The sequence below is a fragment of the Sporosarcina thermotolerans genome (assembly GCF_042658975.1).
In the GTDB taxonomy this organism is placed as follows: domain Bacteria; phylum Bacillota; class Bacilli; order Bacillales_A; family Planococcaceae; genus Sporosarcina; species Sporosarcina thermotolerans.
On sequence record NZ_JBHSRM010000029.1, the window covers coordinates 99,241 to 119,514 of the forward strand.

The following is a 20,274-nucleotide window of genomic DNA, read 5'->3' on the forward strand; positions in this document are numbered from 1 at the left end:
CCATTCCCTTTAACAACTTATTATAAGTTTAAGGGGGTTGGTAAAATTGAGAAAGTTAGATATATCGATAATCGGTGTTCCACTGGACTACGGACAAAGCCGCAGAGGTGTGGATATGGGGCCGAGTGCCATCCGTTACGCAGGAGCCATGAAAAGATTGGAAGCTATTGGACATAGTCTTCAAGACGAAGGTGATATCCAAGTAAGCGTTATTGAAAATAAAAATCGTGAAGAAACAAATTTGAAAAACCTTGAAGAAGTTGTACAGGCAACAAGTGAACTTGCCAATCGAGTATCAAGAGTTATTGAGAATGGTAGGTTTCCGCTTGTATTTGGCGGTGACCACAGCATTGCTATAGGAACATTAGCTGGTTTAACTTCGAAATATAAAAACTTAGGTGTCATCTGGTACGATGCCCATGCGGATTTAAATACTGCAGAGACATCCCCGTCGGGCAATATTCACGGCATGCCACTTGCGGTATCCATGGGACTTGGTCATGAAAAACTTGTTAATATTTTCACAGATGGACAAAAAGTGAAGCCGGAAAACATTGTTATTATCGGTGCCCGATCAGTTGATCCTGGAGAACGTGCATTAATCAAGAAAAGAGGCATTAAAGTATATACAATGCATGAAATCGATCGTGATGGAATGTCGTCCGTTATGAAAGAGGCTATTGAATACTTGAAATGCAGAAACTTGGATGGGGTTCATCTGTCATTAGATCTTGATGGTTTGGATCCACTGTATACACCGGGGGTTGGGACTCCGGTTCCTGGAGGGATCAGTTACCGGGAAAGCCATTTGGCGATGGAAATGCTTGAGGATTCAGGAGTCATCACTTCAGCGGAATTTGTTGAAGTTAATCCGATTCTCGATGAAAAGAACAAAACTGCTGATGTGGCGGTTGGCCTAATGGGCTCACTTTTTGGTGAAAAATTATTATAAAAAAACTGCTTGGATATTTCCAAGCAGTTTTTTTATTGAAAGGATAAGGAAAAGTTTATCAATCTTTGGTAAAATAAAAATAACGATAAAAAAATGAAACCTGTTGAACCCTTCAAGCGTATAGAAGGAACAGCCGCATAGAGCGGAGGATGAAAGTCATTGGATGAATTGGTCAATAAACGAATAAATGAAGTGATCAAAGGCAATCAGGATGCATTCGGCGAGATTGTTTCGTTATTTCAACATCGGCTGTATCACGTTTGTTATCGAATGCTTGGCAATCCACAGGAGGCGGAGGATATCGCCCAAGAAGCTTTTGTACGTGCGTATGTGAATATACATACATTTGATCAGAAGCGTAAGTTTTCCACATGGTTGTTCCGGATTGCCACAAACTTATGCATCGACCGCATTCGAAAGAAGAAGCCTGATTACTATCTGGATGCGACTGTACCAGGGACTGATGGACTTAATATGTATTCACAGATTGCGGCAACAGGCGATTTGCCTGAAGAAGAAGTTGAGCGTATGGAAGCCCAGGAACGTGTCCAATACGAAATCGGCAGACTGCCCGAGAAATACCGGACAGTCATCGTATTACGCTATTTGGAAGAATTGCCGTTGCAGGATATAAGTGATATTTTAGAACTACCATTAGGAACTGTAAAAACCCGTGTACACCGTGGACGCGAAGCGCTTCGGAAACAGATGGGTAATATGTAGGAGGGAATTAAGTATGAATACGTGTCAGGAACCAGTTATCCATTTAATGCACGCGTATTTAGACGGAGACATTAGCCGCCAAGACGAACAACAATTGAAACATCATTTATCTGCATGCCCGCATTGCAAGGAAATGATGGATGAATTGAAAATGTCGTCTTTATTCCTTCAAGGTGCTTCGCCCGTAAAAGCACCGGACGGATTTGTCTCAGGCGTGATGGCACGTCTCCCGAAAGAAAAATCGCAAGCAGGTATACAACGACAATTACGCAGGCATCCATTACTGGCTGCCGCTGCACTCTTCTTCATACTAATGAGCGCAACATTTTTTTCTAATTTCGGCGACAATCAGCAGTTCTCATTCACCAAGCAGCCGAATCTTGTCATCGAAGGCGATACGGTTATTGTACCTGCAGGTGAGGTTGTAAAAGGCGATCTTGTTGTGGAAAATGGAAATCTCAGAATTGAAGGGGAAGTCGTCGGCAACGTAACCGTCATCCGTGGTTCAAAATATATGGCATCCACAGCCGTAGTAACAGGAAATAGCGAAGAAATCGACAAAATGTTCGATTGGCTTTGGTATAAAATTAAAACGACAGTGAAAGATATTTTCCCTGCTTCAAAAAGCGAGCCGGTAGGAGAATAGAAAAAACGATCGCCTTCCCGACAAGCGGGAAGGCGATCGTTTTTTTGTTTCAGTAATAGCGTTCCGCGCTCAAGGAAGACCAATCCACGCTCATGAAGAATTCCCCGCACTCAAACTTAATCCCCTGCAACCAAACCCATCCAATATTCGTCAAAATTCAGCAGTAAAATCAATCATAATGATGCACTAAAAACAACTGCCTTATAAATCCAATTCACGCCCTTTTACGGAAGCATTGGACTAGGGCTGTATGATATACTAATGTATAAGAATTTGGGATGAAGGTGGGGAAGCGCATGCCTGTTTGGGATATTATAACTAATATGAGTCCAATTGAAATACTTAAAAATATAGTGGATGTGCTTCTCGTTTGGTACGTCTTCTATAAATTGATCGCAATTATAAAAGGTACAAAAGCAGTACAGCTGCTAAAAGGGATTTTTGTCATCATCTTCGCGCGTATCCTGACCGAGTACCTTGAGTTGAACACATTTAAATGGATGCTGGATCAGGTGCTGATTTTCGGTTTCCTTGCGGTGATTATCATCTTCCAGCCGGAAGTGAGGCGTGCGTTGGAGCAGTTAGGGCGCGGCCGTCTTTTTGCGCGTTCAGCGATGCAGGAAGAGGAAGAGCGCGACCGCTTGATCGAAGCTTTCAGCAAGTCAGTGAGCTATATGGCGAAGCGGCGAATAGGGGCGCTCATCTCAATTGAGCGAGAAACAGGGTTAAGTGAGTATATTGAAACCGGAATCCAAATGAATTCAAATGTCAGCTCAGAATTGCTAATCAATATCTTTATCCCGAACACCCCATTGCATGATGGAGCTGTCATTTTGCAAAAAAATCGGATTGCTGCGGCCGGTTGTTATTTACCGCTTTCTGAAAATCCTTTTATCTCTAAAGAATTAGGGACTCGTCATAGGGCGGCTCTTGGAATTAGTGAAGTAACCGATGCCATCACGATTGTCGTTTCGGAGGAGACGGGTGGCATCAGCTTGACTGCAAATGGTGATATTAATCGGAATCTCTCGATGGAGGAATTCGAAAAGCAGTTGCGACAAATTTGGTTTGGAGAAGAGAACGAAACATCGCAAACTTCTTTCTGGAAATGGGGGAAACGGAAAAATGGATAAGTTTATGGACCGCCCATGGTTTCTCCGGTTCACTGCATTGGCCCTCGCCATTATCCTGTTCTTTTCCGTCAAAGCGGAAGATGAAAAAACGAATGGGTCGAGTATTGGCGAAGCCGTTGATATAATCAAAGGTGTTCCCCTTGAGGTGTACTATGACGAAGAAAATTATGTGGTAACGGGAGCTCCTAAAACAGTGGATGTTACAATTAAGGGTCCTTCAAGCCTTGTCCAATCTGCAAAACTTCTAAGAGACTTTACATTGAAAGTCGATTTAAGACCCGAGCTATTGGGCCGACACACATTAAAAATTCAAACGGAGAACCTTTCCGATAAGTTAGATGTAAAATTGGAACCTGGAACAGTGGAAGTACTTTACGAAGAAAAAATTACTCAAACGTTCAGAGTTGATCCAGAGTTGAATGAACGTTTGCTTGCGGAAGATTTTAATGTCGTCAAAATGGAAGTTGAACCGGCCAGAATTGAAGTTACAGGGGCTAAAAGCGTTATTGAGGCAATCAGTTTTGTTAAAGTTTCCGCAACGGGAGATAAAGGTATTAACAAATCCTTTAATCAAAAAGCCCGGGTTCGTGTCCTTGACCGGGATCTAAATAAATTAGATGTAAAAATCGTCCCTGAAGAAGTAACGGTAAAAGTGGAAATCGAAGAGTACAATACCGAGGTACCAATTGTTTTACGACAAAGGGGTATTGCGGGTGAAGATGTAACAATCGATTCCATCTATACCGATGCGAAAACGATTAGGCTTCATGGGCCTAAAAAGGTATTGGATTCCATTAAAGAAATTGTTGTGGATGTGGATATCTCCAAAATAAAAGAATCCGGATCGTTGGAATTGAATGTGCAAAAGCCAAAAGGCGTTTCGCAAATTTCTTTAGATAAAATAAGAGTGAACATCACAGCTACAGTAAAAAGCGTTGAGGATCCCCCTGAAGTTTCGATGGATCCAGCTGATGTGGAAAATGTAACAAAGGAATTTAAAGATATTCCGGTAGATGTAAGAGGGTTAGATAGTCGATTCAAAAGTGTTTTTCGTGAACCGGAAAACGGAATGGTCGACTTAACAGTAACAGCAAAACCAGATGTGATTAACGCACTAAGTATCGCTAATTTCAAAGTAAGTGTTGATGCTTCCAAAACGGATAGTGAGGGTGAGTATATCTATCCGTTGATTGTGGAAGCACCGGAAAATATAGCATGGAAGCTTTCGGAAGATGAAGTAACGATGGAAGTAAAGCTTGCTTGACGATGAAGAAGCTGTTATACATCATTGAAAGGGAGTATGAATAATGACAAAGTATTTCGGGACGGATGGCGTCCGTGGGATTGCAAATAAAGAACTAACGCCTGAGCTGGCTTTTAAACTAGGAAGAATCGGTGGCTATGTGTTAACGAAGGATGCTCAGGAGCCATCCCAAGTGCTTGTTGGCCGGGATACCCGCATATCAGGTCATATGTTGGAGAACGCATTGATTGCCGGGCTTTTATCAGTGGGAATTGAAGTAATGAGACTTGGTGTAATCAGTACACCAGGTGTTGCATATTTAACCCGAGCAATGAATGCTGAGGCGGGTGTCATGATTTCAGCATCCCATAATCCAGTTGAGGATAACGGCATTAAGTTCTTCGGTGCAGATGGATTTAAGCTAACGGACGAGCAGGAAGAAGAGATTGAAACGCTGTTGAATGCAGATGGAGATCATTTACCACGTCCGATTGGTGGGGAAGTGGGAACGGTAACGGATTACTTTGAAGGTGGACATAAATATATCCAATACTTGAAGCAGACAGTTGACGAGGAATTCACTGACCTTCATGTAGCTTTGGATTGTGCACACGGCGCAACTTCTTCATTGGCAACACATTTGTTTGCAGACTTGGATGCAGATTTGACGACGATGGGCGCATCTCCAAACGGATTGAACATTAATGACGGTGTAGGCTCGACACATCCAGAAGTTCTTAGTCAACTCGTGGTCGAAAAAGGGGCGGACATTGGACTTGCTTTTGATGGTGATGGTGACCGTCTCATCGCAGTCGATGAATTGGGACGAATTGTCGATGGAGATCAGATCATGTTCATCATAGGGCGTCATCTTCACTCAAAAGGACGGCTAAAGTCAGATACAATTGTCTCTACAATTATGAGTAACCTTGGTTTCTACAAGGCGTTGGAACAGAACGGTATGATGAGTGTCAAAGCTGCTGTAGGTGACCGATACGTTGTAGAAGAAATGAAAAAAGGCAGTTACAATCTTGGAGGGGAACAATCAGGACATATCATCCTTCTCGATTACAATACAACTGGCGATGGCCTGTTGACTGCCTTGCAACTTGTCAACATCATGAAGAGGACAGGCAAGAAGCTGTCGGAACTTGCTAGCGGAATGACAATTTATCCTCAGGAACTCGTGAATGTTCGTGTAACGGATAAAAACAAAGTCACTGAAAATGCCCGCGTTGCAGCAATTATCAAGGAAGTTGAAGAGAAGATGGCTGGGAATGGTAGGGTACTTGTCCGTCCATCTGGAACAGAGCCTCTCGTCCGAGTAATGGTTGAAGCACCGGATCATGATGCATGTGAACGGTATGTAAACGAAATTGCACAAGTCGTGCGTGAAGAAATGGGAATAGAAGAGTGACGGAAATTTTAGGGACTTCTCGAAAGAGAGTTCCTATTTTTTTTTGGAATAAATAATATGAAAAAAATCGCATCCTAATTCGGATGCGATTAAATGCTTATTTAAAATACACGCTGGAATTTGTTTCGAATGATGATCGCTGTTGAATTCAAGATGAATAGTGCCACAAGCAGAACGATAATTGTAGCGGCTGCCAAATTCGCGTACTCTGCAACTAATGAAGCGTCTAACGTCCAGTAATAGATTTGAACCGGTAACACTGTAAAACGGTCCATAATGCCGCCTGGGAACGGGATAAGCAATGCAGGAATGCCGATGACGACGAGCGGCGCCGTTTCACCGATTGCACGGGAAAGGGCAAGAATCGCACCCGTCAAAATTCCTGGAAGGGATGCCGGCAGTATGACCCGCTGGATCGTCTGCCATTTCGTCGCACCAAGTCCGTAAGCAGCTTCACTTAAAAAGAAGGGGATGGATCGGATTGCTTCCTGGCTCGCAACAATCACGATTGGCAATATCAATAAGGACATCGCCAAGCCACCAGCAAGGACAACGTTTCCAAGGTTCATTGCCCGTACAAATACAGTCATTCCAAGGATTCCATAAACGATAGAAGGAACGCCCGCTAAATTGGAGATATTTGTTTGAATGAAATCAAGTACGCGGCCTTTCTTTGCGTACATTTCCAAGTATATCGCCGTACCAACACCTAAAAACATCGTAACAGGGGCGACAACAAGCATAAGCCAGAACGTTCCGAGAATCGCTCCCATAATGCCCGCGCGCTCCGGTTGGGTCGATAATTTACCAGTTAGGAAATCGAAGTTAATGAAACCAATGCCATCAGCTACGACTTTGGACAGTAAAACGACAAGAAAGAACAGTCCGAAGAAGGCGGCCAGCATGAAAATGGACTTCGAGAATTTATTCAAGAACAAACGGAACTTAGTCCGTCGGATATGTTGTTTTTCGCTTAAGTGTTTCATTTAGTATTCCTCCCTGAATCTCTTAGAAACTGCTCTTGCAAGAAGGTTCATAATGAGTGTGAAAACGAATAGGGTCATAGCCACTGCATACAGGCTATAATAGACAGTCGTACCGGTAGCGGCATCCCCGCCCGTCACTTCAACGATATAAGCGGTCATCGTCTGCATTGATTGTGTAATGTCGAACGTGAAATTTTTCGTACTACCACTTGCGATTGTCACAATCATCGTTTCCCCGATGGCGCGTGAAATGCCAAGAACGAAAGAAGCGATGATACCGGATAAAGCAGCGGGTATGACGACTTTGCGTGTCACTTCAAGCTTTGTAGCGCCTAATCCAGATGCACCTTCACGCATGGCAGTTGGAACGGAGCTCATCGCGTCTTCTGATAAGGAGGCAATCATCGGAATGATCATGACACCCATGACTAAACCAGGGCTAAGGATATTCGTCGCTTGTAGACTTGGGATAAACTCACGTAATAAAGGTGTCACAAATGTAAAAGCAAAGAAACCGTAGACAATTGTTGGGACGCCGGCAAGTAGCTCAAGAATCGGCTTAACAACTTTACGTACTTTCGGAGATGCGTATTCACTCAAGTAAATAGCGGCCATCAAGCCGATTGGTGCAGCAACTAAAAGCGCAATCAAAGAAGAAGTGACAGTTCCCATTAAGAGAGGAAGCACCCCGAATTCTGGGTTTTGGCTAAGTGGCTTCAATACGGTGCCCGTAAAGAAGTCGAGGAATGGCACCCGTTTGAAAAACTCCACCGTTTCGGATAACAGTGTCCATATGATGCCGATAGTCGTCAGGACAGAAATTGAGGCGATGAGTGAGAGAAAAATAGGTATTGCTTTTTCAACTTTCCTTCTAATTGAATTGCCGCGTTGGTTTTGGTCGATCATTTCACGGATATTCACTTTATCCTTCTTTGTCATTCCTTGGTTTATCATAAGTGAAACTCCTTCCAGTAAGGTACAAGAGGATGAGAGCTTCTGACAGCTCTCATCCAGTTGACTTATTCCGTATAGACTCCAGCGCCTAAGGGCTCGGGTCATAAGCCATTTTGGCTATGAGGCAAAAACCGCCTCTTCGCCAAACTGTCTTATGCCTGTCGCCCCTGAACATGCGCTTGCGCTTTTGTTATTATAGGCCTTCCAAGAAGCTGATGTTTTCTTTAACTTCAGTTTCAGGAATTGGGGCAAAGCCAGTTTCCCCAGCAAATTTATTAATATTGTTCATGACGTAGATTGCAAAGTCTTTAACTTGTGGTTTTTCTTTCGCGTGGTTCACATTCAAGTATGTGAAGACTGGGCGAGTGAAGTCCGCATAAGCGCCATCTTCAGAAATTGTATCCAGTGCTGGTTCAACTGCACCGTTACCAAAGTCAACAGCAACTGCATTCAACTTGTCTGTGTTGTTGACGTAGTAACCGAATCCGAAGAATGCAATACCGTTCTTGTCTTCAGAAACAAGGTTTACAAGAGTTGAATATTCTTGTTGCAAGTTAACTGAGCTATCCATATCTTGCTTATCTAGAATTTTTTCATAGAAAAATTCATATGTTCCGTGGTTTTCATTCGGTCCCATAGCTTTGATCTTTTCATTTGGCCAATCAGGATTGATGTCTGACCAATTTTCGACTGTGCTATCTGCAAGGAAAATGCTAATCAATTCTTCAGGTGTCATTTCAGCTGCCCAATCGTTGTCTTTATTGATAACGAATGTAAGTCCGTCCAAAGCGACTTTCAATTCTTTTACTTCAATACCAAGCTTTTCTGCGTCAGCTGCTTCTTCATCTTTAATATTACGGGATGCATCGTTAAAGTCCGTTCCGTTTTCAACGAGGAATTTCTTGAAACCTGCGCTTGTTCCAGCACGGCTTACTTCTACGGATACGTTCTCTTGTTCGTTAATCATATATTCTTCAGCAAGACGAGCCATAAGCGGGTACACTGTTCCGGAACCGTCGATTGCGACGCTACCTTCCAGTTTTACGTCTTTCGCAGATGCATTATTTTTTTCCGATTTTGCGGAATCGCCATCTTCACCACATGCCGCAAGAACTACCGCAAACGCAGCCATGATCATGAATAAAAGAAACTTATTGAACTTCATTGATAAATCCTCCCCTGAGTTATGTTCTAATGTAAATGAAGGAATCAATCTCCCTCACAACTATTATCTTAAAGGATGATTGTTAAGAGGGTATTGCTAAAATGTAAAGGTATTGTAAATTGGATGTTTACGAATAAATAAAAAACCCGCTTATAATAAGCGGGTTCATCATTCATCCAAATCGACCATTAATATAGTCGTCCGTCAACTTATCTGATGGGGTGTTGAAGATTGTTGTTGTCCGGTCTTCCTCAATCACTTCACCGTTAAGGAAAAAAGCAGTGCGATCGGAGATACGAGCAGCTTGCTGCATATTATGTGTAACGATTGCGATTGTCACATCGTTTTTAATGTCGTGAATCAATTCTTCGATCTTATGAGTAGAAACTGGGTCAAGTGCGGAAGTCGGTTCGTCCATCAAGATCACTTCCGGATCGATTGCGAGGCATCGGGCGATACATAACCGTTGTTGCTGTCCGCCTGAAAGGCCGTACGCACTTTTATGGAGACGATCTTTGACTTCATCCCATAGGGCGGATTTCTTCAAGCTTTCTTCCACAATCATATCGAGTGTAGCTTTGTTGCGAATGCCGTGTACTCGCGGCCCGAATGCGATGTTTTCATAAATCGATTTCGGGAATGGATTCGGCTTCTGGAACACCATGCCGACTTTGGAACGTAGAATTTCAACAGGCATCGCGTTACCTAAAATATTATTCCCTTTGAAAGTGACGTTGCCTGAGATGGTGACGTCCGTTGCTGTTTCGACCATTCGATTCAACGTTTTAAGAAATGTTGATTTCCCACAACCAGATGGGCCGATTATCGCAGTCACTTCGCGTTCATTTATGTCCAACTCAATATTTTTCAAGGCATGTGAGGTGCCGTACCATAGATTTAAACCGTTCGTTTCATAGATCGGCTTTACCCAGTTTTCGTTCCTGACGACTGATAATGTTTTTTCTTTTCTTCGTTCATGCAATAAAGTCATTTGATATCCTCCTATTGGATTGAGACTTTAGTTAAAGTATAGGGAAAGAATGTTGAGGGGATATGAAGGGAATGTAAAGGATTTGTAAATTAGGGGTTTTGGATAAATGCTTATGTAAAGACACATAAAGTATTGAACTTGCGCATAAGTCCGTTTATGCGTGATTATGGCGGATTATGAGCTATTTTGTGGGTTTATGAGTTATTAGGGCCGTTTATGCGTGATTATAGTAATTTATGAGTTATTTGAAGGATTAATGTGATTTTGTCTGCATTTGTGATTGTGAACACTGAATTCGGGCGGGATTTGCTTGATTATTAGACTGGATTAGTGTGAGTCGGTGATAAAGCGCCGAGAGTCGGTGGTAAAGCGTTGAGAGTCGGTGATAACACGCCGGGAGTCGGTGATAAGCTTCTTACAGCAATTTAAAAAAGCTATCCACGTCCGGATAGCTTTCATTTCATTCGAAAAGATACTTTAAAGCCTTCACCGCTTGGTCGACGTTTTCAACTGTGGCGTGTGCTTTGCGGGATAGTTCCTTTAATGGGTGATGATGCTGCACGGAACGGATGAGGATGAGTGGCTTACCGTAGGCCACTGCTGCGCTTGCGTCCATTGCCGTGTTCCACTGTTTATATTGTTCCCCGAAAAGGGCGATGACGAGATCAGCTTTCTTCATTAAAATTTCAGTACGCAAATTATTGAAGTTTGAAGCGGCGGCGTCTTTGAAGATGGCGTCTGGCTGCTTGCCCAATATTTCTTCTCCGATATTGTCAGAACGGTCGTGGTCTTCCATCGGACCGACGAAATCGATTGGCAACTTCAAAGCCGCCGCCTTATGCTTTACCTCTTCACGCCACGAAGTATGGATTTCGCCAGCAAGATATACAGTCAATCTCATAAAAAAATCCCTCCTCAATATGTTAGCTCCATTATAGCATTCATTCCCAAATAAGATTGCCCGCCGCCGTTTGAAAGTTTAGAATAAAGGAAAGGGGGAGTCTTTATGAAAACGATTTGGCATAATGGAAAGCTATATACGATGGAAACTGAAGGAGAAACAATAGAAGCGATACTTACGGAAAACGGTAAAATCATTGCGGTTGGTAATTATGATGAGTTGAAAAATGAAGCGGATGAAGCGATTGACCTAAATGGGGCTGTCCTTTATCCGGGGTTCATTGACAACCATATGCATATGATTGGACATGGGCAGAAATTGCTTAGTTTGGATCTATCCAAGGCGAAGTCTGCTGATGACATGATGGATATGCTCATGAAATCCCATCCTGATTTGAAAGAAGATGAGTGGTTCATTGGCGAAGGGTGGAATGAAAATAATTTCTCCGATAAAAAGATCTTCACGAGATTCGAACTGGATAAGGTGACGAATTCGCCGATGTTCCTAAAACGGACTTGCAGGCATGCTGCGGTAGTCAACTCGAAGGCGTTGGAGCTTGCAGGCATTACGAAAGATACGCCGGATCCGGATGATGGGGTCATTGGACGGGATGAGAATGGCGAGCCGAACGGTTTGCTTAAAGAAGGGCCGATGAATCGTCTGTTGCAGTTAATACCTGAGCCGACGGAGGAAATGCTGACGAAGGCACTTGAGAAATCTGTTGATGATCTGCTGTCACTCGGACTAACTGGTTCTGTTACAGATGACCTTGGTTATTATGGTGATTATAGAAACCCGTTGCAGGCATTCAGAAATGTAATCGGTGAAAAGAAGAAATACCGTGCACATTTATTGCGCAGGTCAACAGTATTTACTCATTTAATGGAAGATGAAGCAACTTATGATGAACCGTGGATTGAGCCGGGAGAAATGAAGTTCTTCATTGACGGTGCGCTTGGTGGAAGCACAGCTTTGTTGAGTGAGCCGTATTCGGACAATCCTTCCACTTCAGGCAATGTTGTTTTGACAGATGAAGAGATTGATACGAATGTGGCGACTGCCCGTAAATATGGGCAAGCTGTTGCGATGCATATGATCGGGGATGGAGCAGTTGAGAAAGGATTGGATGCAATCGAACGTCATCCAGTGCCTGAAGGGAAACGCGATCGACTCATCCATGTGAATGTGTTGCGTGATGACTTGGTGGAGCGAATGAAGAAACTTCCAGTCGTCCTCGATATTCAGCCTGTTTTTGTATCATCCGATTTTCCATGGGTGATGGACCGTTTGGGCGAAGAACGATTGGACTGGGCGTACGCGTGGAAACGTCTTCTTAATGAAGGTTTCATTTGCGGAGCAGGGTCAGATGCACCGATTGAGGAAGTCAATCCGTTGTTAGGTATTTATGCGGCAGTGACAAGGAGGAAACCTGGCCAGACGCATGAAGGGTATTTACCGAAGGAGAAGTTAGGCCGATTTGAAGCGGTCGGTTTATTCACAACGGGCGGTGCCGCAACAATTGGAAAGGCGGATTCCCGAGGGAAACTATCTGTCGGTTTTGATGCGGACTTTACAGTTCTTGATAAGGATTTGTTTGAGGTGGATGAAGAGAAGATCCTGGATACAGCTGTTGTTATGACAGTTGTAGCGGGAGATGTGATGTATCGAAGCTAATAAAATACTTTGAAGGAAGATAACATGATGGTAATCGTCTGTTATCTTCTTTTCAGTATGTTAGAAGGTCATAGACAAAGGGGAACGGGAGAGAAATGTATGAACAATATTTCAGATATGAGAAAGCCGATTGGTAACGAAACTCTATTTACAGTTGGTTGTGGGGTAGTTATAGAAAAAGAAGGACATTGCTATAATCAGCTAATGCCGTAATCGGGCCTGATAGTTCAATATTTTCAAGTAGTAGGGAAGATAAAATAAATGACAATTGAAATTAGAGAAGTACAACAAACAGATTACAAAGATTTAGTTGAGTTGATGAGCGAATTAGGTTATCCGACAACACTTGAAGAATTAACGAAACGAATGGAGTTACTACGAAAAAATGTGGATTATGAAGCATTAGTGGTTGTTAAGAACAATCAAGTTATAGGTTTTGCAGGGTTATGTAAGGCACTTGCTTTTGAATTTACTGGTATATATGTACGTATTATTGCGTTTGTTGTAAGTTCCAAACAACGTAAGCAAGGAATTGGAACAATGCTTTTAAAAGCTTGTGAAGAATGGGCGATTCAACAAGGTGCAGTTGCTATGACTTTAAATAGTGGTAATCGAGACGAGCGTCAAACGGCACATATTTTTTATACAAGTAATGGCTACGTAGGTAAAAGCACGGGGTTTTCAAAAGATATAATTTGAGATCTAAGTCGTCAGCAGTGAGGCGCGATGGCTGCATAAAGATGTACCAATGTAGACCTGTAACATAATAACAAGGAATAAGGGGGGATACTATGTTTTATAGAAGAAAGTTTTATACTGTGAAGAAAGAGTTTGTCGAGATATTTAATGAACATTTCAATAAAACCAACTTGCCTAACCAACTTAAATACGGTTCCCGGTTAATCGGTCGTTGGATGAAGGAAAATGAGGACAATACTGTCGAGGTTTTTGCTATTTGGGAATATGACAGTTATGAGGATTATGTAGAGATTGAAACCAAGATAAGAAATGATCATGCTCATGTCGAGCGTGTGAAAGACTGGTACGCGAAGAATGGTGGACGCGATTATGTATTTAAGGAATACATTTTAGAGGTAAAAAATGAAGCCATAACATCAACTGTATACTCGGGGAAATGAGTGGAATCTGGCAGAACGGTATTGAATGTAAAGACATATTGGAGTGTGAATAAAATGATCGAATTACGCCATAAACCACTTCTTAAAGGAGAAAAAGTATTTCTTAGGCCATTTAGTACTGAGGATTTCCCTTATATTGAAGAATGTTTACAAGATCCAGAAGTACTTAAACTTACAGGAAGTAAATCAGATTTTGACCGGGAATTTACTCGCAATTGGTATGAAACTAGGAATGAACAAACGGATCGCTTGGATCTTGCGATTGTTGACCCGGCCCAAGACGTCTTAGTTGGAGAGGCTGTGATCAATTTATACGATGAAGACAACCATAGCATGAATTTCAGAATCCTGATCGGACCGAGGGGAAGAAATCGAGGACTTGGGACGGAGGCTACGCAACTTATCATTGATTTCATATTTAGAAATACAACACTTCACGAACTGACCTTAAGTGTTTTTGACTTTAATCCAAGGGCGAAGCATGTTTATGAAAAGGTTGGTTTTGTGCCTGTAAGTGTCGATGAAAATAATTTGGAGTACGAAGGGGAATGGATCGACTCCATTAATATGAAATTGACAAGGGAAAGTTGGTTGTCTAAGGGATGAGGACATGCGAGGACTAAAAAAGAAGATAATCAAAATACAATTTTGAATGTATAAGATTGAATAACAACTTTTGGCGTCTGAAAAGGCGAGTCGGTGGTAAAGTGGGCAAAGTCGGTGATAAACCCCATATAGTCGGTGGTAAACTTCCGAGAGTCGGTGATAAACCCTCAAAAGCCGGTGATAACGTATCTGCCTAAAGCATGTGACTTGCCTTGCCAGCGATGCAGTATGATAAACTGTAGAAAATTGTCATGAATGGGCGAGAGTTGATGACGAATTTTAGGAGGAGGGAGCATAACTATGGACGGACGCAATCGAAGTGATGTGAAACCGGGAATGAAAGTCAATGTCATTCTGAAAAAGGACCAGCGCACAGGTGTGAAGACGGAAGGAGTCGTCAAGGATTTATTGACCAACTCGAGCTTCCATCCGCATGGCATTAAAGTACGGCTGGAAGATGGGCAGGTCGGAAGGGTAAGCGATATTTTGGATTGAACTTAATAGATTGTATAGAGAGGAACTGTCTCTATTAACGGGTTCGGTTGAAGGGGAAAAAGTGCAATTAAAAACGCTCAGATTGAGCGTTTTTTTGCGAGTTATTTTGCTGTTCTGATTGAACTAAATCACCCGTTTAACAGATTCTCTTTTTAAGGAAGGTTTTGAAGTCTATTAAACCGTACGACAATCACTCCTCTATGTAAATGCTTTATTCCTCTCGCTATTTCCCCGTCATATTTGGTTCAAAGGTAACTATTGAGGTTTTTGTTACACGAACTTTCTGTCCTTTTTTCAAGCTTACTTTGTTCTCAGATTTTATTATCTCTCCACCGATCAGTTCGTATAGGAGCGGATCTTTCCCTTGTTCGTGAATTTGGACATAGCCATATCCGTAAGGGATACTGATTGAATACTCGCCCGGTTCAATATCCAATCCGACATCCCATATGCCTGCAGTCAGTACCGTAGATAGCTCTGTACCCACGGGTTTGGCGTCAACAGAGCCGTAGCCCCCATCCATCACAATGGAATACGATTCATCTATATCTACTGTAAGAGAGTTAACTCCAGCAACGTCTCCAACAATTTCACGCAAAACCAACTTATTATTGCTGTCATAGATAAAGACATTTCCGACTGGATAGCCGGAGATCCTATACCTGCCGGTTTTCAATTGGAACTTAACGCCGTTCTTACCGAAAACTGTACCGCTTTCTTTCTTCGATTCTTTGTTGCTACGATCAACTGTCGTGAAAATCGCGGGATTGACTTCACCTATCATTTCATCTCTTTCGGCACCTATAATCTCGTAATTTGCTTCATAACTGACTGTTGGATCCGAAGAATCTCCTTCCAAAGGCTGACATCCTCCTAATAGTAGGAGAATGAATGTACTAAATAGGCATAATTGTTTTTTCCCCACGTGCATTTTCCATTGTGCTGATGTGCGATTAAACATTTTTCGAATAGTGCTTATCATAGCATTCCACCGTCCCCAATTGCCACCCGTCGAAGGTGCAACAGCTTATTTCTTGCATAAAGGATTGCGGTAATAATTACATTCAGCCCGATGAGCCAACCGTATGAATGCCTGAAATCTAATTTCTCAATACCAAATTCCATCGCCGCATCCCCATTCAAGACGGCTCCGATGTCAATGTATTTCAGTGGATATAACCAATTCGTCTCTACTCCGGCAATGCTTAGAAATTCTGGTGCAAGCAGGACAACGAGTAAGAGTAATATTGTGCCGTACAAGTTTTTCGTTATTTCATTGATTAGGATGAATGCGAGTAAAAGAAATAACGAAATAAGAGCAAATGCTACAAACATGTAAAAAATATACCGAAGCATCGACACAGCAACGAAGTCAGCATCCTGATAAATAAGTACCGGAGTTTTGAAATTCCCCCAACCCGTTTTCTTTGACACGTAGTACCCGCCAATCAGAACACTTGCAATAATAAAAACGACGACTTGGAAGAAGTGAATTGTCACCTTGCTGCTCACTTTCTGCATGAATGAAATCGGGAAGCCGTTCATGACAGTAGGATGCTGTTGGTCATGTAATAGGATGCTGCTTGCCATTAATAAAACGAACAAAAAAAACAAAACTCCGCTTAATAGTTGCAACGCTACCGGCATATAATTGCTGGCCGCGTAAGGATCTTGGATGATAGGCAGGTCATGATCTTTGTAGTATTGCAATAACGCCATTTCCTTCTGAATTTCCGAGATGGGTATGACGTAATCCGGATGGATTCCTTTATTGTCCCTTTCATGCATCTCAAGCCGTAATTCATTCAGTTTGATGCCGTTGTCGAAATACTCGTCGAAATCCTTGTTCTTCCATAGAGCAAATCTTTGCGCATTATGCAATGATGACTGTTGCGTTAAATTGTTGTAAATTTCTTTACCTTCATCCGTTTTCCGGAGGGAACTAGGAAGGGCGTCCAATACCGCCATAAAATCATCGACTTCGTTATTTTTTTGCTCTCTTATATCGATAATATCGATTTGTGAATAGTAAAGAAAATAGAGCGGGAAAAATAGGATAAGCGCGATGCCTAACAACCAATTTTTCCAATTACCTAACAATAGCTTCGATTCGAATACTGTATATTTCCAAAACATGATTGCATCCTTCCTCACGATAAATTTAATCCCTCACTACCCGTCTGATTATCCGAATTTGTAATATCGTCTTTTATTGACAAGGCGTGAAACTAAGAACAAAATAACTTCAATAATAATAAGCAGACTAAGCAGGGCAATAATCCCTTTTGCGTACGTGATTGTTTCGGTGTTCACTAAATAGTTTTTTTCTGCATCTACTATTTTCCCAAAGTCAAAATAGGTCTGGGGAAATAGGCTGATATCCAGTCCAAATAATTCTCTTGTTGTACGTGAAAAATAAAGGCGTTCTGAAAAAAGAACAACGGTGCTGAACATAAGGACAAACCATTCGTTTTTCAACAGAAGACTGAAGATTACATTCAAACGGACGAATATCAATAGTAACAAAGGCAAGACAGCCAACGTTTTGCCCAAATAGGAAGCGATCGTAATGAAACTGTAATCTTGAATTTTAAAAGTCTGCTGTGCAATCATCGTCGGGACTCTCAAATCAAAGTATCCAAACCCATATTGCCATGACATGATGAGGACACCGATGACAACAACACCAGCAATAAAAAGCATAGAATAAAGGAAGGCTGAAAGAGATTTTAAATTTAGCTGTCGATACCATGATAATGGTATTCCTTGCAGTAGCGTACGATGTTTGCGATCCCTTGATAGGATGTCACTGCTAAAATAGATCGTGCAAAATAGTAGGAAATATACCCCGAATCCCTGAAGGAAATTTTGCAAAGCCTGTAGACCAGTCTTTTCATACATTATTCCGAAAGTGATTGGTACACCTTTCGTAATATAATCTTCATACTGGATCATTGTTTGATGATATAAATGTTCCCTGTCCTTCCCTGGGAAAGGGGATACTTTAAATAACGCTTTGTCATTCACATACTCGTCTTTATTCCCTTCCAAGTAAAAGGTTCGCAATTTCAACAGACGTGTATAATTTCCCTCCGTATATGCCGATAGCATCCCTTTAAAGAGTCCATAGTTATAATCATTCCACGCATAGACAGGAATGCCAGAGTGGAGAACAACGCCTGTATTGCCGATTTGTTCCCTCAATTTCTGTTGAATCTCCAAATTGACTAAGTACTTCTCCGTTCCTTTCTTATCAAAAGCTTCCTTCGTATTCGCATTTGGCAGCAGGACCAAACAATAACTCAGCAATAGAACGCCTACGAATAATAAGAAAGGAATATTTCTTCTGCTCCTCACGGTTATCAAAAATTCATGCTTTAAATAGTTCCAATTCATCTTAGGTTCTCCTTTGAAAAATACCTATTAAATTTCCATATTTTGTTGCCTCATTCCACTATAAACATATAGTTATAATATTTCAACAGTCATTATTCTTTTAATTAATGAAATACTCACATTTAATTCTATGACTAATTGAATAGTAGCCTCATACTAAATCTCACCGTTTGAAAGATGCTAAAGCTAAATCCTTTATAGTGGTGAGAAGCGCAATCGACACTCCAACGCCGATATATTTGAAGTTTGCCCGCGAGTCAAAAAATTCTTCCGGTTGTGTCCGAATATACTGTATACTTTTCTTAAGGTTTGTTCAGATACGATTGAATAAGGGGGGGGCATATGGCACTCATCTTGGGGGCTGTACAAGTTAGCAAGGAAATAAATGGGCGACAAATCTTGCATAATATTTCGTTAGGATGTTCCGCAAATACAAGGTTATTAATTCGCGGGAAAAATGGATCAGGTAAAAGCACATTGCTGAAAATATTGGCTGGAATTACTGAACCCACGGGCGGTAAAGTTATAAGAAATACTCGGAAAATCGGGTATGTGCCTGAGCATTTTCCTGATAGCCTGCAATTCAGACTTAAAGAGTACTTACTGTTGACCGCATCCTTTCGGGGCGGCTCGAAGGCTTACGTTGAAAAAGAATTATTGGAGTACATCCAACTATTCAGTTTGGAACCGTTTCTTCATACTTCACTTAAGGCGTGTTCTAAAGGAACAAAGCAAAAGGTCGGCATCATTCAAGCGCTGTTAATGAAGCCCAATCTTTTATTATTGGACGAACCACTTACTGGGTTAGATGCTGAATCCCAACAGGTCCTCATACAATTGCTGAGAGATAAACAAATTCCAATCGTTTTCACGTCCCATGAGGAAACGCTCGTTACGAATATGGCGAAGGAAATTCTACAGATTGAAACCGGAGAAATCACTCTCCAAACAATGAATTCAATTCCAAAAAAGTTAATACGCGTTGAATGCCGTACGAGAGAAGAGTTAAAAGGTCTTCCCGTCAGTCAATTGAACTACGAAGAAAACGTTGCAGTCTTTACAGTTGAAGGAGATGTAAGTGACCAAGTATTACAGAGTCTACTAAGAAAAAACTGTTCCATTTTAGAAGTGAGGGAGTTGAGGTAATGGTTTGGGGGTTCATTCGATATCAATTCGGCAGTTATCTTAGATCTCTGACATTCATACCACCGCTCACTTTATTCATTGGCTGGATTATTGTCTTCTACACGTATAGCGGTGTCCCAATAATGAGCAGCTATGCAGTCACTTGTATTTCACTATACTTAGTCATGACATGGGTAGCGATGAATGTCTTTGCGTTGGAGGGGGAAAGTGAGAAGAATTTACTGTTTGTGCAGCTGCCGAATAAGAGAGATTATTTATGGGGGAAATGGGTTGTTTGTTTTTTAGTTGCGTCCATTTTAGGATTAATTGCGATAGCATATCCAATGTTGATAAGTAGCTTTAAAGGGACAGTTCGGCTTGTGCATATAGGCGCAGCAATTTACGGTCATCTATTCTTTGCGGTTTTCGGAATTATAGTTGGTTCGTTCTTTTCTAATATAAAAATGGAATCCAAGAAATTTGCTTGGTTGTCGGCGATGCTTGTCATCGCTGTTTCGATTGCCTACGAAGGCATAGTTGAGAAAGTGTATATCTTCAAATGGATACTACTCCCTTTCCCACCAGTGTCCCAATTTCTTATGCATTTCACAGATGATGCTTTGTTGATTGATAAAAACTTTTGGTTGGATGCCGCTTGGGTCGTTTGCTATTCCTTCATTTACTTTTTAGTCATAACCCGGATGTTTTATCGGAAAGAGAGGTAATGT

General features: G+C 41.7%; 22 protein-coding genes. 14 read left to right on the plus strand and 8 right to left on the minus strand.

Annotated elements, in window-relative coordinates; all coding sequences use genetic code 11:
• Positions 1-46 precede the first annotated feature (46 nt).
• The 6 genes from rocF (at position 47) to glmM (ending at position 6,114) form a co-directional block, all read left to right on the plus strand.
• Complete coding sequence (rocF, locus tag ACFPZG_RS18415) at positions 47-952, plus strand: arginase (protein WP_283733674.1); 906 nt, start codon at positions 47-49, stop codon at positions 950-952.
• A 159-nt stretch (positions 953-1,111) separates the two neighbouring features.
• A complete protein-coding gene (sigW, locus tag ACFPZG_RS18420) occupies positions 1,112-1,675 on the plus strand; it encodes an RNA polymerase sigma factor SigW (RefSeq protein ID WP_283733675.1) in 564 nt (187 codons plus the stop codon).
• A 13-nt stretch (positions 1,676-1,688) separates the two neighbouring features.
• Entirely contained in the window at positions 1,689-2,321 is a 633-nt protein-coding gene (locus tag ACFPZG_RS18425; RefSeq protein ID WP_283733676.1) for a zf-HC2 domain-containing protein, read from the plus strand.
• 296 nt (positions 2,322-2,617) lie between these two features.
• Positions 2,618-3,454, plus strand: a complete 837-nt coding sequence (gene cdaA / locus ACFPZG_RS18430; RefSeq protein ID WP_283733677.1) for a diadenylate cyclase CdaA — start codon at positions 2,618-2,620, stop codon at positions 3,452-3,454.
• Entirely contained in the window at positions 3,447-4,718 is a 1,272-nt protein-coding gene (locus ACFPZG_RS18435; RefSeq protein WP_283733678.1) for a CdaR family protein, read from the plus strand. Before cdaA ends, ACFPZG_RS18435 begins: the two co-directional genes overlap by 8 nt.
• 43 nt (positions 4,719-4,761) lie before the next feature.
• Positions 4,762-6,114 carry a phosphoglucosamine mutase gene (glmM, locus tag ACFPZG_RS18440; protein ID WP_317940546.1) on the plus strand — a complete coding sequence of 451 codons (1,353 nt, stop codon included), beginning with the start codon at positions 4,762-4,764 and terminating at the stop codon, positions 6,112-6,114.
• Between the two features lie 101 nt (positions 6,115-6,215).
• On the opposite strand, the gene pstA is transcribed toward glmM, so the two are convergent.
• From pstA to ACFPZG_RS18465, 5 genes are all read right to left on the minus strand, one after another.
• Entirely contained in the window at positions 6,216-7,100 is an 885-nt protein-coding gene (pstA, locus tag ACFPZG_RS18445) for a phosphate ABC transporter permease PstA (RefSeq protein WP_283733679.1), read from the minus strand.
• On the minus strand, positions 7,101-8,054 hold the full coding sequence (gene pstC, locus ACFPZG_RS18450; RefSeq protein WP_283733680.1) for a phosphate ABC transporter permease subunit PstC: 954 nt from the start codon (positions 8,052-8,054) through the stop codon (positions 7,101-7,103). It lies immediately after the preceding gene.
• 193 nt (positions 8,055-8,247) lie between these two features.
• Positions 8,248-9,219 (minus strand): PstS family phosphate ABC transporter substrate-binding protein, encoded by a 972-nt coding sequence (locus ACFPZG_RS18455; RefSeq protein WP_283733681.1) that lies wholly within the window; start codon positions 9,217-9,219, stop codon positions 8,248-8,250.
• Positions 9,220-9,391: 172 nt separating this feature from the next.
• Positions 9,392-10,210: a phosphate ABC transporter ATP-binding protein PstB gene (pstB, locus tag ACFPZG_RS18460; protein WP_317940547.1), complete on the minus strand. Its 819-nt coding sequence runs from the start codon at positions 10,208-10,210 to the stop codon at positions 9,392-9,394.
• A 460-nt stretch (positions 10,211-10,670) separates the two neighbouring features.
• A complete protein-coding gene (locus tag ACFPZG_RS18465) occupies positions 10,671-11,111 on the minus strand; it encodes a YtoQ family protein (RefSeq protein ID WP_283733682.1) in 441 nt (146 codons plus the stop codon).
• A 105-nt stretch (positions 11,112-11,216) separates the two neighbouring features.
• Between ACFPZG_RS18465 and ACFPZG_RS18470 the strand changes: the two genes are divergently transcribed.
• From ACFPZG_RS18470 to ACFPZG_RS18495, 6 genes are all read left to right on the plus strand, one after another.
• On the plus strand, positions 11,217-12,785 hold the full coding sequence (locus ACFPZG_RS18470; RefSeq protein ID WP_317940548.1) for an amidohydrolase: 1,569 nt from the start codon (positions 11,217-11,219) through the stop codon (positions 12,783-12,785).
• Between the two features lie 27 nt (positions 12,786-12,812).
• Positions 12,813-12,998: a hypothetical protein gene (locus ACFPZG_RS18475; protein WP_317940549.1), complete on the plus strand. Its 186-nt coding sequence runs from the start codon at positions 12,813-12,815 to the stop codon at positions 12,996-12,998.
• Between the two features lie 48 nt (positions 12,999-13,046).
• Positions 13,047-13,484 carry a GNAT family N-acetyltransferase gene (locus tag ACFPZG_RS18480; RefSeq protein WP_283733684.1) on the plus strand — a complete coding sequence of 146 codons (438 nt, stop codon included), beginning with the start codon at positions 13,047-13,049 and terminating at the stop codon, positions 13,482-13,484.
• A 92-nt stretch (positions 13,485-13,576) separates the two neighbouring features.
• Positions 13,577-13,924, plus strand: a complete 348-nt coding sequence (locus ACFPZG_RS18485; RefSeq protein WP_283733685.1) for an NIPSNAP family protein — start codon at positions 13,577-13,579, stop codon at positions 13,922-13,924.
• Positions 13,925-14,530, plus strand: a complete 606-nt coding sequence (locus ACFPZG_RS18490; RefSeq protein WP_283733686.1) for a GNAT family N-acetyltransferase — start codon at positions 13,925-13,927, stop codon at positions 14,528-14,530. It begins immediately after the preceding gene.
• A gap of 300 nt (positions 14,531-14,830) precedes the next feature.
• Positions 14,831-15,025, plus strand: coding sequence for a YwbE family protein (locus ACFPZG_RS18495; RefSeq protein ID WP_283733687.1), 195 nt, complete (start codon positions 14,831-14,833; stop codon positions 15,023-15,025).
• A gap of 223 nt (positions 15,026-15,248) precedes the next feature.
• On the opposite strand, the gene ACFPZG_RS18500 is transcribed toward ACFPZG_RS18495, so the two are convergent.
• The 3 genes from ACFPZG_RS18500 to ACFPZG_RS18510 all read right to left on the minus strand — a co-directional run bounded on the left by ACFPZG_RS18500 (position 15,249) and on the right by ACFPZG_RS18510 (position 18,421).
• The gene (locus tag ACFPZG_RS18500; protein WP_283733688.1) at positions 15,249-15,884 is read right to left on the minus strand and encodes a hypothetical protein; all 636 of its coding nucleotides are present in this window, start codon (positions 15,882-15,884) and stop codon (positions 15,249-15,251) included.
• 119 nt (positions 15,885-16,003) lie between these two features.
• Positions 16,004-17,161, minus strand: a complete 1,158-nt coding sequence (locus ACFPZG_RS18505) for a hypothetical protein (RefSeq protein WP_317940550.1) — start codon at positions 17,159-17,161, stop codon at positions 16,004-16,006.
• A gap of 48 nt (positions 17,162-17,209) precedes the next feature.
• Complete coding sequence (locus ACFPZG_RS18510; RefSeq protein ID WP_317940551.1) at positions 17,210-18,421, minus strand: hypothetical protein; 1,212 nt, start codon at positions 18,419-18,421, stop codon at positions 17,210-17,212.
• 342 nt (positions 18,422-18,763) lie between these two features.
• Between ACFPZG_RS18510 and ACFPZG_RS18515 the strand changes: the two genes are divergently transcribed.
• A complete protein-coding gene (locus ACFPZG_RS18515; protein ID WP_283733692.1) occupies positions 18,764-19,567 on the plus strand; it encodes an ATP-binding cassette domain-containing protein in 804 nt (267 codons plus the stop codon).
• Entirely contained in the window at positions 19,567-20,271 is a 705-nt protein-coding gene (locus ACFPZG_RS18520) for a hypothetical protein (RefSeq protein WP_283733693.1), read from the plus strand. The genes ACFPZG_RS18515 and ACFPZG_RS18520 overlap by 1 nt, the downstream gene beginning before the upstream one ends.
• Positions 20,272-20,274 lie beyond the last annotated feature (3 nt).